The following is a 16,706-nucleotide window of genomic DNA, read 5'->3' on the forward strand; positions in this document are numbered from 1 at the left end:
AATCAATCAGGAATAACATGTATGCATAAAGAAAATCATGATAATCATTCGGAACATGACCATCAAAATCATCATGCCCATATGATTGAGGATTTCAAAAAGAGATTTTGGGTTTGTGTTGTGTTAACTCTGCCCGTTATGGTACTCGCTCCAATGATTCAGGATTTGCTTGGGTATTCCTTTACTTTCAAAGGAGACAGGTATATACAGTTTGGATTATCTTCAATAGTATTTTTCTATGGTGGCTGGCCTTTCTTAAAAGGAATGGTTGATGAAATAAAGGATAAATCTCCAGGCATGATGACCTTAATAGCATTGGCTATATCAGTTGCCTATTTTTATAGTAGTGCGGTGGTTTTCGGGCTTGAGGGCAAGATCTTTTTCTGGGAACTTGCCAGCCTTATTGTGATAATGCTTTTAGGGCATTGGATCGAAATGAAATCTGTGATGGGAGCATCTAATGCTCTGGAAGAGCTGGCTAAATTAATGCCATCTGAGGCAAGATTGGTAAAGGAAGGTGGTGAAACCAAGGATATAGAAATATCAGAGTTAAAAAATGGTGATATAATTTTAGTCAGACCCGGAGAGAAAGTGCCTGCTGATGGAGTAATAATTGAAGGTCAATCACATGTAAATGAGTCGATGATCACCGGTGAGTCTAAACCGGTGGCAAAATCTGTGGATGATGTTGTTATCGGTGGCTCCATCAATGATAATGGTTCTATTAAGGTTAAAGTAAAACATACTGGTGACGATTCTTATCTCTCTAAGGTAATCGGAATGGTTAATGATGCTCAACAAACGAAATCTAAAACCCAAAATCTGGCAAACCGGGCTGCAGGCTGGTTGTTTTATATTGCCTTAGGCTCTGGAATAATTACCTTAATAGCCTGGTTATCCTTAGGAAAAGAATTCGATTATTCCCTGGAGCGAATGGTGACTGTTATGATTATTTCTTGTCCTCATGCCCTGGGACTGGCTGTACCCCTGGTCGTTGCAATAAGTACAGCTATGAGTGCTAAAAAAGGACTACTTATTAGAAATAGAACTGCCTTTGAGAACTCTAGGAAAATCACAACGATAATTTTTGATAAAACTGGCACCTTAACTAAAGGTGAATTCGGTGTGACTAGAATCAAAAGTCTGGATGACTCTTTAACTGAGGATGATATATTGAGAATTGCTGCTTCTGTTGAAAGTAATTCCGAACACCCAATTGCAGCTGGAATTGTTAAAAAGGCAAAGGAAAAGGAACTGGAACTTTCTGAACCAAAAGACTTTGAGAATATTACCGGAAAGGGAATGCAGGCTAAATTAGATGGTAAAAAAATTGAAATTGTAAGTCCTGGTTATCTTAAAGAAAAGGATATCGAAATTCCGGAAGGATCATTTAAGAATGAATCTGAAACTGTAGTGTTCCTGTTATCTGAACAATCATTGAAGGGATTTATAGCTCTCGCTGATGAAATAAGGGAAGACTCTTTTGAAGCTGTCAAGACATTAAAAGAAAGAGGATTAAAAGTAGTAATGGCTACCGGAGATAATGAGAAGGTTGCAAAGGCTGTAAGTGAAGAACTGGATTTGAATGATTATTACGCTGAAGTTCTTCCTGAAGACAAACAAAAAATTGTAAAGGATCTTCAAAACGATGGTGAATTTGTTGCAATGACAGGCGACGGAGTTAATGATGCCCCTGCTCTGGCTCAGGCTGATGTAGGTATTGCTGTTGGCTCGGGTACTGATGTAGCAGCAGAAACTGCAGATATTGTCCTTGTTAATAGCAACCCGAAAGATATTGCCAACATTATTATATTTGGTACTGCCACTTATAAAAAAATTATGCAAAATATATGGTGGGCAGCAGGTTATAACATTGTTGCAGTTCCATTGGCAGCTGGTGTACTTGCAGGTGCCGGAATCATTTTAAGTCCTGCCATCGGAGCAGTTTTAATGAGTCTGAGTACAGTTATTGTAGCTATAAATGCTCAGTTATTGAAAAAAAGTATAAATTAAGGGATGGAAAATAAGCCTCTCCCCCAATTTATCAAAGATCAAATTCCTTCGGGTATCGAAAGCAAGTATATTGATGTCGATGGATTTAGCATTCATTATCTGGAAAAAGGAAAAGGAATACCTGTATTTATGATGCATGGAAACCCTACATGGAGCTTTCTTTATAGAAATATAATGAATGAGCTTGATCCTGAGATATATCATTGTATTGCTCCTGATTTACCAGGACTTGGATTTTCTTCAAAACCTGATAGCCCAAATTTCCATACTCTTGGAAATCATCAAAATATCATTACTTCATTTTTGAATAAGGTTATTGACCAGGATTTTATTTTTGTTGGTCAGGATTGGGGCGGGCCGATAGGTTTGCTGGCATCAATGAATAATAAATTTAAAATGAAAGGAATGGTTTTACTAAATACAATGATAAGACCTCCTAAGAAAGACTTTAAGCCAACCCTTTTTCATTCATTTAGTCGTATTCCCTTATTAAGTGATGTGGTTTTTAGGGTTGCGGGGTTTCCCCAGAAGTATTTAGGCATGGTACAAGGCGATAAGAAATCAATAAAGGGAGAAGTTTCGAAGGCATACTCGTGGCCATTGAAAGATTTAAACTCTAATCAGGCTCCACTATTATTATCTAGGATGGTTCCAAATAACCATGATCACCCAAGTGTTAAATATTTGAAAATGACAGAGGAGTTTGCATCTGCATATACCGGACCGGTATCAATTTTCTGGGGAAAGAAAGATCCAGTATTAGGTCGTTTAAGTTCTGCACATCATAATTTAATGCCACATGCTAAACTAACCATTACTGATGGTGGACATTTCATTCAGGAGGAATACCCAAAGCTTATCGCTGAAGAAATCAAATCTTTAAAAATTTAAGATATTGACCATCACAAAATAATCGTGTAGATTATATAAACTTCAAAATGAATGTGAATGTCAATAGATGCAATTATTACATTAGTTGTAATTGTTATTGCCCTAATTCTTTTTGTAAAAGAGGTATTTCAGATTGATCTGGTTGCTCTAGGGTTAATTGTGGTATTAGTTCTTTCAGGAGTTATTACTGTTGAACAAGGACTTGCTGGGTTTTCTAATGAAGCTACCCTAACAGTCGCGGCCATGTTCGTTTTGAGCAGCGCTCTAATTAAAACGCAGGTAATTAACTACATAGGCCCATTATTGACAAAAACCTTGGATAGAAGTTATAAAGCAGGGATGTTGGGCTTAGGTGCTTTTGTTGCCGGACTGTCAGCATTTGTAAATAATACTCCAATTGTAGCCACATTAATTCCTTTAGTAAGTACTACGGCACGTAACCTGAAAGTTTCACCTTCAAGATTTTTAATGCCTCTATCCTATTTTGCCATTTTTGGAGGAACATGTACCCTAATCGGAACCTCAACCAATCTTTTAGTAAAAGGAATGGCTACAGAACGAGGAATTGATGAGATATCAATGTTTACTTTTACCCCTTTTGGTATCATCCTTTTTATTGCCGGGACTACTTATTTGGTATTATTTGGTAAGAAAATTATTCCGGAACGTAGTTCTCCCGATGAATTAAAAGATCAGGAGGGTGTAAAAAGGTTTTTGGCTGAGGTTAGGACTAAATCAAAGCCAGAAGAAGAGTCAAAAATGATATCAAATGTATTTGAAAATGAAGAAATTAAAGTCAAGATTTTAAAACGGGGTGATCAGGTATTTGAAAATCCTGACCCGCATATGAAATTACAGAAGGATGATGAGTTGTTGATTGAAGGAAATCTTAAGAGAATCAGAAGCCTCGTCGAGAGGGACTATTTTAGTATTACAGATTCTTTTGATGAAAAACAATTTCCGGATGAAGAAACCCGGTTAGTTGAGATAGTCCTGCTTTCAAATTCTTCAATTATAGGTAAAAGGCTATCTGACGTTGACTTTTTATTTCATTACGATTCAGAAGTAATAGCAATAAGGCAAAGAGGTAAAAAGCAGCTTTCCAATCTAAAGGAGATCAAACTAAAGGCAGGAGATATTCTGGTATTGCTTACCAATAAAAAGGGCTATGAATTAATTCAACAAAGTCAGACTCATGTTAATCAACCTTTTATTTCTCTTAGGGTTGAACAGGTTAATAGTATTAATAAAAAGGATATCCTTATTGTAACTCTTGTGATACTTATTGTGATTTTATTAGCTTCTTTTGGACTGGTATCTGTGGTGATTGCTGCCTTTGGAGGAATTATTGCATTAAACCTGATGGGTATTATAAATATGGCAGATGTTTACAGATCAATAGACTGGAAAGTAATCTTTTTATTAGCAGGGTCATTGAGCCTGGGAGAAGCCATGAGTTCCAGCGGACTATCTAATATAATAGGTGAAAAGTTTGAACTAATAGTTTCTAGTTACGGAGGTCCGGTAATGCTTGTCGGGTTATTTTATCTAACAACAGTTTTATTAACAGAAATGGTGAGTAATAATGCTTCTGCTGCATTAATGGTTCCAATTGCCTTTTCTGTTGCAGAAAGTATGGAGGTTAATGTTTTGCCATTGCTCCTTACAATTGCTTTCGCTGGAAGTGCCAGCTTTATGACTCCGGTAGGATACCAAACAAATACGATGATTTATAGTGCAGGAAACTACTATTTTAGAGATTTTACTAAAGCGGGTGCTCCATTAAGTATATTGTTTTGGATTTTGGCAATGATTTTTATTCCTCTGATTTATCCATTTCATTAAGTTTTTCAAACTCAGCCCGGTCATAAAATCGACTAAGTTTTTTTTGTAGTACTGCGTACCTTAAAAACCCAAATGTAATCAGAACTGCACTTATTCCGAATAACAGATATGCCATCCATTTTAGGGTTTCAAGATTTTCTATTTTTAATATACCTATACCCGCAATAGTTAGATAAAGCCCCGTCCTTATGTAAGCAAAGAAGGTTCTTTCATTCGCCAGAGTAGTTCTTTCCAGTGCCAAAAAGTCCCTGAGTATTATTTTTTCCCTTACTTCGAAATTACTTGTTAATCTTCTGAATCGTTTTTTCATATTAGAACTTAAGTATTTTGAATTAACATAAAAAATTATTCCTGAGTATAATAAATAAATAATAAATGTGTGTAATCTGATAATACAATTAATTATATTAATAGTGCATATTGTCTTTCGCCATAAATTGTAACCTATGAAAAGAATAATTATACTATCGATATTTTTGTTATGTAGTTTTGTAGCAAATGAATTGAATGCCCAAATTCGAATTAATGGATATGCAGGCTATGTTTTTAAAGATAAGGTCGATTCTTACTATTCTAATAATGCATATTTTGAAGGCAAGATTCAGGATGGTTTAAGATGGGGCGTGGGAGTTGAATACAATGTCCCTGATTTAATGGCTATTGAGCTTCAATATAAAAGGCAGGAAACGAATTCACCCACTTATTACAAAGACAATAAGTTCGGGTCTGAAATACAGTTCACTGATTTCGATGTTAATATTAATTGGATAATGGTTAATGCAACCAGGTATTTTCCGGTTTCAGAGCTTGTCGAACCATTTTTCGGTGTTGGAGTTGGAGCCGGAATTTTTGATATCACCAATCCTGATAATGGGCGGTCTGATTCAGCAACTAAATTTTCCTGGCAATTCAGAGGTGGAACCAACCTCTGGTTAAGTTCAAATATAGGATTGAGGCTTCAGGCTTCCTTATTTTCTGCTACACAGGCATTTGGAGGTGGATTATATTTTGGAACCGGAGGTATTGGTGGTGGTGTAAATAACTATTCTTCTATGTATCAATTTGGGTTTGATGGTGGTTTGGTACTAAAACTTGGTAATTAATTGTGTAAGAAATCTCCACAGCGATAACAATGTATTGCATCATCTGTATGTCCTTCTGCACTGCATGATGGACACGAATCTGTATTTGTAGAAACATGTTTTGCCTGCCCCGACATTTCTGCTGTTACAATTCCTGTAGGAACTGCGATTATACCGTACCCTAATATCATAATTAGTGTTGCTATTCCTTGCCCTAGAGGAGTTTGAGGAGCAATATCTCCATATCCCACAGTTGTAAGCGTAACTACTGCCCAATATATACTTTTAGGAATACTTGTAAATCCATTTTCCCCTCCTTCTACCATATACATTAATGTACCAAGAATCACTACCAGAATAAATACTCCTCCTACAAAAACGATGATTTTAGGTCTGCTAGCTTTTAACGCACCTGTGAGCTGCGAGGCCTCTCCCAGAAACCTGACCATTTTCAATACTCTGAACACTCTTAACAATCTTATGCTCCTAAGTATTAAGAAGCCTTGCGCTCCCGATATAAATAGCCCTATATATGATGGAAGGATTGATAAAAGGTCAATTATTCCGAAAAAGCTTGTAGCATATTTAAGGGGCTTTTTGACTGACCATAACCTTGCTACATATTCAATTGTAAATAGAATCGTAAAAAACCATTCTATTTTATATAATTCACTACCATGTTCTTGCTTGATTTCTGAAACTGTTTCAAGCATTACAACTACAATGCTTAATAGAATTGCAATCAAAAGTACAACATCAAAAAACTTACCCCAGAAGGTATCTGCCTCAAAAATTATTTCATGAGCCTTTTTTCTGAAAGAGCTCCAATGATCATCTGCTTCAAGGTTATCATCTTTAGAAGTATTTTTATTCATAGGTTTTATTTTATAGAATTTAAAAATAAAACAATTCATTTTTTAAACATAATATCAGGAGCATTAACTAATTTAAGCATTAATCATACGAAATATGGATATCAAACCTATCGATACAATTCAAAATGCGTACGACAATGCTTTTCAGGTAAAAGTTGATATCAAAAGCCTCAATGCAATTATATTTTCTGATTTACATAGAGGGACAGGTGATAAAGCTGATGATTTCAGATTTGCCAGTCATACTTATCAACAAGCTCTGGAGCATTATAATTCTTTAAATGCTACCTTGGTTTTACTGGGCGATATTGAAGAGTTATGGGAAAATGATATTAAAGATGTATTACATAGTTATCAGAATATTGCTGAGTTGGAGATGAATTTTGAGAAAGATAACCGGTATTTGAGATTGTATGGGAATCATGATTCTGACTGGAAAAACCAGGATTTATGTAAAAAGCATTTAAAGTTATTTGATCCGGTATATGAGGCTGTCAGAGTCATAGTCACTGGTAATGATATTGAATTAGGTGAGATCTTGCTTATTCATGGGCATCAGGGCTCGACTTTTAGTGATGAATATGCCAGAATTAGTAAATTTTTTGTCAGGTATTGCTGGAAGTATTTTCAGAAAATCTTTAACAAACCGCTAAGTACTCCGGCAACAAGTACTCGAATGCGTTCGAAGCATGACGAAAAGTATTATAACTGGGCAAAAAATCATGGAGATAATATTATAGTAATTACAGGGCATTCCCATGAGCCAGTTTTTAATTCCCTAACTTATGCCGATCAATTAAAAGTTGATTTGGCCAGATTTGAAAAGAAGGTTTTCGAGGGAGGAATGTCAGATGAAAAGGCAGTTGAATTAGAAGAAATAAAGAAGCGGATGGCAACTTTGAAAAAGCATGATGCTACCGAATTAAACCCTGAAGGACATGCTATCCCTTGTTATTTTAACTCAGGTTGCTGTTCATATAGTGATGGCCGAATTACTGGTATTGAGTTTGCCGATCAGGAAATAAGATTAGTAAAGTGGGAAGCCGGAGCCAAACGGACTGTTATTAGAAAAGAAAGGTTAAAAAAGGTATTTGAATTATTAGCATTAGGCGAAAGGTCATTAGTTTGAAATTAATGACCTTCCTCCTATTAAAATTATTTTACAATTTTTTGATTTGTGATTTCTTGATCTGACACTATTTTTACAAGATAAATACCTTTCTTCCAATCACCAGTGTAAATTTCAGCCATAGTACCCTGATTAGGTATTTCATAGATGAATTCACCGGTTTCATTAAAAATCTGAATTTGATTGTATTTTGTATTTATCATTAACCAGTCTTTAAATGGGTTAGGAAAAATAGTTACTTGTTCTCTGTGAAAACTGATGCGTTGTATGCTAAATTCTTCATAATCACCATTGAAGTCCACTTGCTTGAGGCGATAATAAAATGTTCCTGAATTATCCGGTTTGTCAGTATATGAATAATTTACAATGTTAGTTGTATTTCCATTTCCTGCCACCTGACCAACACTATACCAATTAGTACCATCCTTTGATCTTAGAATTTCAAAGTAATCATTGTTTTTTTCATTAACCGTAGCCCAGGTTAGATAAACTTCATCTTCATTAATATCAATCTCAAATGAAATCAATTCAACAGGAAGAATGGTTATCATTTCATCAACATAGGCATGTAAACCAGGGTTATTCGCTAATAAGTCATTTTCATCTCCTTCCTCTCCTACCTGAGTAAAGGTTCCTGTATTACCATAAGTATAGGAATCTCCTGAATCTGTACCCCAATCAAAGCCTCCAACATCTCCTTTTACTACAACTTCACCAGAATTATAAATAGCGCTAAACCAAGAAGTACTTGCATTTCCCAGAACAACTAATAACCCATTATTTTGGACGGTTGAAAAATAATCCACATATAAATCTCCATTAATTACTAAGGTATCTTCCGGATTGATAACCAAACTACTATTGCTTAAGTAAAAGTCTCTTTCTGCAATAGTGGTACCATTTATTATGGTAGTATTATTTGTAAGTGATAAAAGATTACCCGTAATACTTCCTGGTATACCGGTAACCCAATGAGAAGGATCTTCCCAATTTCCTTTCTGATCATTTACAGTTGTTTGTCCTTTGGTTGAAAAAGTAAACAGAATTAATGGTAAAAGTATTAAAAATCTACAAAGCATAGTGTAAAAAATTATAATCTGTACTTGTTAATACTCAAAATGGAATTTGGTAACCCACTTATAGATTAAAAAATACATTCTCTCGATTACTAATGCCTAATCATAGATTAAATACTTAAATACCAGTAATTATGTAAATAATAATATTGTCTAGGGCTATTTATTTTATTTTGGCTAAGAACTTATCTATTGCAAACTTGGTCCAATATGCATATTGGTCAGGATTATTATTCATGTCATTTTTAATATCATCAATATGAATCCATTTAAATGAAGCAACCTCATCAGGGTTAGGAATAGGATCATTATTATATCGGCCTAAATAAACATGGTCAAACTCATATTCTGTAAGACCATTACCAAATTCAGTTTTATAAATGAAATCAAATATTTTTTCTAAGTGACAGTCAAATCCCATTTCCTCCTGTAATCGGCGATGAATAGTGATTTCCTGATCCTCCCCTTTAATTGGATGGCTGCAACATGTATTTGCCCATAAACCAGCACTGTGATACTTATGTAACGCTCTTTGTTGAAGAAGAAGTTCATTTTTATCATTCAAAACGAATATAGAAAAAGCTCTATGTAGTAAACCTTCTTTGTGAATAGGCATTTTTTCGCCATAGCCCACAATTTCATCCTTTTCGTTAACTACTATTAATTGATCTTCCATTATAGTTTTATTGTCTTAAAAAAAATTGCCATATCAATTACTTTACAATATCCATAATTGTTTTGTTAATGACCATATTTATTTTATTGATATTAAAGATTAGATATAATTTCATCTATTATAATCTGTTAATTGCAATATTAATTTTTACAATAAATAGTAAAGAAAATTTAAGTGATGAGAAAAATGTTTACCCAGTGATTATTAATTATATAAGTCAAAATTCTTGATAATTCTTCAAAAAATGCAATTAAATAATTTTTTATTTATAAATAATACCCGTATAATTGTACTATAAATGGAAAAAATAAAATTTATCAATTTAAATCATTTCTAACCTTATGAAAACCCACAAGTCAAAATTAGGCTTTTTATCACTAATGATGATTGGACTATCAATCGTCATATTGCAAAGCTGTAGTGATGGAGAGCAGGTTAAGCCCCTGAAAGGAAAGCAAAATGCAGGTAAATCAATGAATTATGATCTAATGGATTATGAAGTTGATGCACCGGCAGCATGTAAAGAAGTTTGTTTGGTAGCGGGACAACATATGTTGGCCGGTACAGTTCAAGTTGCATATGAAGGTGGAAACCTTTATGTAACATATAATGTAACTCAGCCTGGAGTTTATTTAGAAGAAATTCATTTAGATTTATTTAATAGTGTTGAAGAATTCAAAGCTGCTAAGAAAATTTCTGGTGGTGGAGCAATCCCTGGAAAGTTTGAATTCAAGAAGTCATGGAGTGCAGAAAGCATGGTAACATCTTACACAGCTGTTATTCCTTCTTCATATGTTGATATGTTTGGAGATTGCTTTTTCGTAGCTACTCACGCTGCTCTTTCTAACGGAGAAACTGCTTGGGGTGGTGTTTGTGATGAGTCAGATAAAGGTGTTACTCTTGATGGTGCTAAGCAGTTCCCTGGAGCAAACTGGGGTGTGTTCTTTGAATTCTGTAAAGAAGAGTGTGAAGATCCGACAATTGACTTCACTTATGCTTGGGAAGACTTATTAGATAATGCGAATGATGCAGACTACAATGACCTTGTTGTTCAGTCAGCAATAATCAGAACTGCTTCAGAGTTAAAAATCACTTTGTTTGCAGCTGCCAGAGGTGCTTCTCTTGATCATAGTTTCAGATTTATGATTCCTGCTCAGGGTGTAGTAAGTATTTTGGGAGCATATGATTATGAATTGGTTGGTGATAAATATATGGTAACAGTATTTGAAAATACAACTGATGCAATTCCTGGTGATCCATTTGCTAACACTGTAAGTGCTGACGGATGTTATCCTGGTGCTAGTATGATGATTACTATATCAACTGACGATACATTCAATTTCAATCCTGCAGCACCTTATGATCCATTCTTAAGAGTTTATAACTGGGGATATGAAGCTGCTCCGGATGTATTCTATGATCTGTATATCTGGGAATTACCAGGTAATCAGCATGCGGCTAATACATGGATTGCTTCAAATGGAAAAGAGTATCCAAATGGTATTTTAATTCCATTTGATTGGAAATGGCCTGAAGAAGGACAAATGATTATGGGCCCATACGCAGATTTCATGTCTATCACTGATGGATGGAATCCTAACTGGGCTGATAACCTGACTGATGTTAACTTGACATTTGACAGAACAGTTTGCGGACTATAAGATTTTTATAACCAATTTGAAGCCCGGCAATTTTTGTCGGGCTTTTTTATTGATATCTTGGTTTATATCATAAAGAAATTGGAATTTTATTAACTAATGAGTTTTGGACTCGTTTACCAATTAAAATATTATCTAATGGACGAGAATTTTATTAAAAATCTATTTAATGAACATCGAGAGGCTGCTGAATGCCCCTCACCAAAAGCCGTTAAGGACTTTTTTGTTTCATTAATGGGGTTTTTATTTCCGGAATATGCACATCAAGAAATTAGAGACTATGATCAGTTTCGTTCTTATGCTGAAGATTTGCGCAAATCATTTCAGGACATAATGGATAGAAATAAGGGGTTGTGTATCGATGAAGGAATTGATGTTTCGGATGAGTTTTTTGATTCGTTGGCTGATATAAAAGGTAAATTAGAGAAGGATATTAAGGCTATGTATCTTGGCGATCCGGCAGCAAATAGTTATACGGAGGTAGTTCGGACATACCCGGGGTTTTATGCAATTGCAGCACATCGTATAGCACATCGATTGAATGAATTAAAAGTTAAGTTGATTCCAAGAATAATCTCTGAACATGCCCATAGTGTCACCGGAATAGATATTCATCCGGGAGCAAAAATTGGAGACTTTTTCTGTATTGACCACGGTACTGGTATTGTAATTGGAGAAACAACGGTAATTGGTAATAGAGTAAAAATATATCAAGGTGTTACACTTGGTGCTTTAAGCGTTGATAAAAAGCTGGCTAAATTAAAGCGACACCCAACTATTGAAGATAATGTGATTATTTATGCTGGAGCTACGATCTTAGGAGGTGACACTGTAATAGGAAAAGATTCTGTTATTGGAGGAAATGTATGGTTAACTAAATCAGTGGCAGAAAATTCAAAGGTTTACTATAAAGCAAAAATGACAAATAGTGAAGGAGGTCATGATATGATAACCTTTAAGTCATAAATAGTTTTTGATAACTTCTGAAATAAAAAGAGACACTGATAAAGTGTCCCTTTTTATTTTTTTTGTAGTAACTATTTTACCTTCATTAGATTTCCATCAGTACTAAAAAACAGTTTTTTATGTTTTTTACCTTTCTCGATGTTAACCTGAATATATTCCTTTCCATGATCATGCCTTTTAACACGATAGAATTCATCAGAGACAATTGTATAGCCCTCAAATTTACCTGAAGTGGCCTGATTAACAATATCTTGTGGTAAAGGGAATTGTTCCGTGAAAACTTTTGACTCAATTAATTTTCCATCTTTATCATATAGTGCATAAATGTAGCTATCATCATTAGGGCTTTCAAGCTTTACAGTATAATGGTCGGGACCTTCTTCATCCATCATATAGTGATCTTCTTCAAGGGTCCAATGAGTGTTGATATGATCAGCTCGCGCTAAATGATAACTAACTACCTGGCTATTTGGAAAGTCCCTTTTTACTGCAGCCACAATATGCTCAGGAGTATTTCCTTCAGGAACCTCTTCAGCATTGATCATGATAGACTGGGTGTTTTGACCATAGACTACCATTACCAAAAGAGAAAAGATTATTGTCAATAACTTTTTCATAATAAATAAAATTTTTGTTTTGAAATTGTTCGATCTTTTGTGTTGTCTTTATTAATGACTAATCATCAGTCATTTGTATTATTAATTTAATAATAATTAATCTTATTAAATCAATATTGTTTAAATAAATTGGTAAAATTTTACCTAAAAAATATGTTACGGTTGTGAGTATGTGTTTTATTATTGATAGATAATAGAATATTACCTATTTCAGGGTATTTTTAAGATAACTATTTAGTCTATTATTAATGAAATACTCCCACCCTTGTTTGCAGCTTTCTATTTTAAACTCTGGAATTTCAGATGGGAAAGAATCCAAACCCCGATGAGTTAATGTTAATGAGCATGCCTTATTTTTTGTTGTGAGGTAAAATATCACCATACTTTTTCCAGGGTATTCCTCATAACTCCAATCTAAAACAATCTTTTCTTCAGGAATTACATCAATGATTTTCCAGACATGTGTAAAGGTACGTGTATCTGATTGAACAGGAAACTTAGTCTTAAAACCTATTTCAGGCTTAAAATCAGGGATGTTTTCAAAAAACCACTTTACCATTTGTTCATGCTTAGTGATTACATCCCATAATTCTGATTTGGAGCAATTAAACTCTTGGCTTACTTCTACTATTTGTGGTTCAGATTTCATGCTTTTGAGTTTTAATTGGCAATATAAATTTCAGGATTGCCCTCTACCCTGCCTTTTTTAAATCTTTCTGTTGTAATTTTAACAGGATCATAAATAGAGTCTTTTTCGACGTAATAATAAATGTGCCTCAAATAAAGGTGTGAACTATCTTCAAAGCTCATAGGTGGATAAACAACCCATCCATCAGACTTATTATTTTTAGTCATTTCATGAGCATGTTCATAGGCTTTTTGATGAGATACATCTATCAATATCATAGAATCATAGTTTTCCAAACTACTAATATAAAGTTTATTAATCTCCAGCTTTTCTGATTTTAAATGATTGATTGTTTTGTTAACTGCAACATTAATAATTGAATCAGGAGAAGTAAATCCCATTAGTTTAGGAGATTTTATTTCAACTATATTAGATTCATTAATAGAATCACTATTACAAGCAGAAAATATAAGAGTAAATAATATAATAATGGTTAGTGATAGATAAATAGACTTATTCATAGTTGGTTTTTAATAGACCTCTTTAAATTAGGTGATTTTTTTGCTTAATGAAAGAATCATATTGTGCATTGGAAGATGATATTAACCGCAACATCTTTTATATTTCTTACCACTATTACATGGGCATGGACTATTTCTGCCAATATTTTGATTTGGAATATCTAAATTTCTCTCAGACATATCATGCATAAATATCATTTCGAGTTTTTTATAAAGCTTGGGGTGCTTCTTTTCCATTAATTTTGGTCTCTCAAAGAAGTATTCTGAAGCAACAGAAAAAAACTCAGCATTATTTGTTCCGCCATAAGGATTTATGTCAGATTTCCTGTCTTCAATTTCTCCAATTTTCTTATTTATCAGATCTAACCATGGAATAGTATATTGTTTGTCTAGTAATAATGAAGGAACACCGTCTATTACTCCATCAGCCTTGTCAATTAAATGAATGAATTCATGGATAGCAGTATTTTTTTTATCTGATTCATTTTCAAAGCCAGTGATTAAGGCATTTCTGGATAGAATCATTTTCCCTTCCATATATCCTGTTCCTACCATTCCAAGAATTCTACGATCACCTCCTTCTGTATTAAAATCATGATCAAAGCTATTCGGATAAAGTAAAACCTCTTCAATATTTGGGTATTGCCAGTTTTTAAATGAAAATACCGGAATTATTGCACTTGCGGCTATCAGAATTCTATCTATTAATTCAACCTTAGTTTTGACACCGGTTATTTTACATGATGATAAAAAGTCGTAAACTCTTACTTCGAAGTTAGTTTTTTCCTGGGCTGAAAGAGCATTGTAGAAAGCAACATTTTTCTTTAGAATGCTTTTCCATTCATCAGGAATCAGAATTGCTTTTTTTGCCTTCCTCCCTGCTGTGTTTTTGTTTTTATTCAAGATCAAACCAATAAGGATGATCATGATTACTACAATAAAAATTGCCATTGTAAATATGCTCTATAATAAAGGCCTTTAAATTTTATTTATAATGCTTTCTCAAAAAAGTTAATTCATGAGAAATGTCAAGGTTGTCATGCAGATCTTTCTTGATTATGACATTGATATTGTACTTAATGTTGTATAAATCCAGAACTTCATTTAATTCCTCTCTCTTCTTTTCTGCAACTTTAATTCCTTGAATATATTTATTTAACGGGCCAGAAGCTAATGGTAGCACTCCTATACCAACGGCAATTACTATAATGGGAACAGTCGATAAAACACCTTTATCAAAAATATAGACTCCTAGATAAATTCCAGTTCCAATAAAGGCAATACTTACAACTAAAAAGAAGATAAAATTTCCAATTGATAATGATTTCGATCTTTTTACGAGTTCATATTCGGTATTAATTTCCTTTATTGTATTATCAAGTTTTTCATCAAATTTGATTTCAGGGCATTTCTTTTGAAAAGAAGGTTCCTGGTCTGTTAATTTACATTTTGTACCAGTATTTATATCATATTGACGATTTTCACAAAGTTGACAGTGTTTTGATAAATTCATATAGTAAATGAAAAAAATATTGATTTAACATCTTTCGATAAATTCCAAAAATTGCTCTAAAATATTTAAAAGAAGCAGCTCTTGCAAATCATAATATGAGATATTAATAGTAAGAAACTATTAAGTAACCTATTTGAATATTTATTACTAGTTTGAAAACTATAATTCTTAAGCTATTTTCGTGAATATGGAACTTTTTTAATAAGGCTAAATGCTGGTTAATATTTAGTGCATTTAATCCGGTGTAATTCAACTATGGAACCAATAATTTATCTGTTTATATTCATAATTGGCTTAACCTCTTATAAGGGGTTTACTGATTATTCTTATCAGCAAAAGTATGTATTTGATATTGATAGAATCTTAATCAACAAGGAGTACTATAGGATACTTAGTTCTGGTTTTTTACATGGAGACTGGTTTCATCTTGGGTTTAACATGATTGCACTTTCCTCTTTTGGATCTTATGCAATATTTGCGTTTGGACTGTCGGGTTTCTTGCTAATCTATTTTGCAGGATTGATCGGTGGCAATTTACTTGCTCTTTTTGTTCATAGAAATCACGGCGATTATAAAGCTCTTGGTGCTTCAGGTGCTATTTATGCTGTAGTGTTTTCAACAATTGTTATTGATCCATTTTCTGAAATATCTTTTATAATAATACCCTTTGGTTTTGATTCCTGGCTCATGGGATTATTATTTGTGATTTTTTCTATCTGGGGAATAAAAAAACAAAAAGGAAATATAGGTCATGAAGCTCATTTGGGAGGTGCAATAGTTGGGATGATAATTCCTGTACTACTTATTCCTTCGGTTTTTATTGATAATTTATGGGTTTATGGTCTTTTAGGCATTCCTGCTCTGGGGTTTGTGTTATATATCATTAAACACCCTACATTTTTATTGTATGAATCATTTGGGATTCCAATACGGCAACCATCAAAAGTTGCTGAAATAAGTAACCAGGAACAAATTGATTTTTTATTGGATAAGATTAGTGATAAAGGATATAGTAGTCTATCTGAAAAGGAAAAAGAGAGGTTGAAGGAATTATCTAAATAGTTAAGTATTTAAAAGGATTTGTAATTAGGATCATTTTTACCATCCTTTACCTGATGTAATACTAGAACTAAATACTTGTGAAACTAAATTGGTTTAATAAGTAATGATAAATCAAAACACTCTCCTCGCCTTTTCGTAACATTACTAAAACTAT

General features: G+C 33.6%; 17 protein-coding genes. 8 read left to right on the forward strand and 9 right to left on the reverse strand.

The genetic code is table 11. From position 1 onward, the window contains the following. The first annotated feature begins 21 nt into the window (after positions 1–21). The 3 genes from HH304_RS06950 to HH304_RS06960 are packed head-to-tail and all read left to right on the forward strand — an operon-like array spanning position 22 to position 4,749. Entirely contained in the window at positions 22–2,013 is a 1,992-nt protein-coding gene (locus HH304_RS06950; protein WP_169679496.1) for a heavy metal translocating P-type ATPase, read from the forward strand. A gap of 3 nt (positions 2,014–2,016) precedes the next feature. Then, positions 2,017–2,904: an alpha/beta fold hydrolase gene (locus HH304_RS06955; protein WP_169679498.1), complete on the forward strand. Its 888-nt coding sequence runs from the start codon at positions 2,017–2,019 to the stop codon at positions 2,902–2,904. Positions 2,905–2,961: 57 nt separating this feature from the next. Beyond that, positions 2,962–4,749 (forward strand): SLC13 family permease, encoded by a 1,788-nt coding sequence (locus HH304_RS06960; RefSeq protein WP_169679500.1) that lies wholly within the window; start codon positions 2,962–2,964, stop codon positions 4,747–4,749. Here the strand turns inward: HH304_RS06960 and HH304_RS06965 are convergent. Then, positions 4,721–5,059, reverse strand: a complete 339-nt coding sequence (locus HH304_RS06965; protein WP_169679502.1) for a DUF202 domain-containing protein — start codon at positions 5,057–5,059, stop codon at positions 4,721–4,723. The genes HH304_RS06960 and HH304_RS06965 overlap by 29 nt on opposite strands. Positions 5,060–5,195: 136 nt before the next feature. Here HH304_RS06965 and HH304_RS06970 point away from each other — a divergent pair, with 136 nt between their 5' ends. Continuing rightward, positions 5,196–5,852, forward strand: coding sequence for an outer membrane beta-barrel protein (locus HH304_RS06970; RefSeq protein ID WP_169679504.1), 657 nt, complete (start codon positions 5,196–5,198; stop codon positions 5,850–5,852). Here the strand turns inward: HH304_RS06970 and HH304_RS06975 are convergent. Beyond that, the gene (locus HH304_RS06975) at positions 5,849–6,706 is read right to left on the reverse strand and encodes an ion transporter (RefSeq protein ID WP_169679506.1); all 858 of its coding nucleotides are present in this window, start codon (positions 6,704–6,706) and stop codon (positions 5,849–5,851) included. The genes HH304_RS06970 and HH304_RS06975 overlap by 4 nt on opposite strands. 94 nt (positions 6,707–6,800) lie before the next feature. Here HH304_RS06975 and HH304_RS06980 point away from each other — a divergent pair, with 94 nt between their 5' ends. Further along, a complete protein-coding gene (locus HH304_RS06980; protein WP_169679508.1) occupies positions 6,801–7,835 on the forward strand; it encodes a metallophosphoesterase family protein in 1,035 nt (344 codons plus the stop codon). A 26-nt stretch (positions 7,836–7,861) separates the two neighbouring features. On the opposite strand, the gene HH304_RS06985 is transcribed toward HH304_RS06980, so the two are convergent. Together HH304_RS06985 and idi are read right to left on the reverse strand one after the other, a co-directional pair. Beyond that, complete coding sequence (locus tag HH304_RS06985; RefSeq protein WP_169679510.1) at positions 7,862–8,914, reverse strand: T9SS type A sorting domain-containing protein; 1,053 nt, start codon at positions 8,912–8,914, stop codon at positions 7,862–7,864. A gap of 160 nt (positions 8,915–9,074) precedes the next feature. Continuing rightward, positions 9,075–9,587, reverse strand: a complete 513-nt coding sequence (gene idi / locus HH304_RS06990; RefSeq protein ID WP_169679512.1) for an isopentenyl-diphosphate Delta-isomerase — start codon at positions 9,585–9,587, stop codon at positions 9,075–9,077. Positions 9,588–9,928: 341 nt separating this feature from the next. Here idi and HH304_RS06995 point away from each other — a divergent pair, with 341 nt between their 5' ends. Next, positions 9,929–11,248: an LruC domain-containing protein gene (locus HH304_RS06995; protein WP_169679514.1), complete on the forward strand. Its 1,320-nt coding sequence runs from the start codon at positions 9,929–9,931 to the stop codon at positions 11,246–11,248. Positions 11,249–11,383: 135 nt separating this feature from the next. Next, positions 11,384–12,211 carry a serine O-acetyltransferase EpsC gene (gene epsC / locus HH304_RS07000; protein WP_169679516.1) on the forward strand — a complete coding sequence of 276 codons (828 nt, stop codon included), beginning with the start codon at positions 11,384–11,386 and terminating at the stop codon, positions 12,209–12,211. A gap of 71 nt (positions 12,212–12,282) precedes the next feature. Here epsC and HH304_RS07005 read toward each other — a convergent pair whose 3' ends face one another. From HH304_RS07005 to HH304_RS07025, 5 genes are all read right to left on the reverse strand, one after another. Next, a complete protein-coding gene (locus tag HH304_RS07005; RefSeq protein ID WP_169679518.1) occupies positions 12,283–12,828 on the reverse strand; it encodes a hypothetical protein in 546 nt (181 codons plus the stop codon). Between the two features lie 205 nt (positions 12,829–13,033). After that, positions 13,034–13,477, reverse strand: coding sequence for an SRPBCC family protein (locus HH304_RS07010; protein ID WP_169679520.1), 444 nt, complete (start codon positions 13,475–13,477; stop codon positions 13,034–13,036). Between the two features lie 11 nt (positions 13,478–13,488). Further along, positions 13,489–13,977: a hypothetical protein gene (locus HH304_RS07015; RefSeq protein ID WP_169679522.1), complete on the reverse strand. Its 489-nt coding sequence runs from the start codon at positions 13,975–13,977 to the stop codon at positions 13,489–13,491. A gap of 81 nt (positions 13,978–14,058) precedes the next feature. After that, a complete protein-coding gene (locus HH304_RS07020; protein ID WP_169679524.1) occupies positions 14,059–14,928 on the reverse strand; it encodes a zinc-dependent peptidase in 870 nt (289 codons plus the stop codon). A gap of 34 nt (positions 14,929–14,962) precedes the next feature. Continuing rightward, positions 14,963–15,490, reverse strand: coding sequence for a hypothetical protein (locus tag HH304_RS07025; protein WP_169679526.1), 528 nt, complete (start codon positions 15,488–15,490; stop codon positions 14,963–14,965). 255 nt (positions 15,491–15,745) lie between these two features. Between HH304_RS07025 and HH304_RS07030 the strand changes: the two genes are divergently transcribed. After that, entirely contained in the window at positions 15,746–16,552 is an 807-nt protein-coding gene (locus tag HH304_RS07030; RefSeq protein ID WP_169679528.1) for a rhomboid family protein, read from the forward strand. Positions 16,553–16,706: the final 154 nt, after the last annotated feature.

Origin of the sequence: Marinigracilibium pacificum (assembly GCF_012926615.1) — a bacterium.
GTDB lineage: Bacteria > Bacteroidota > Bacteroidia > Cytophagales > Cyclobacteriaceae > Mangrovivirga > Mangrovivirga pacifica.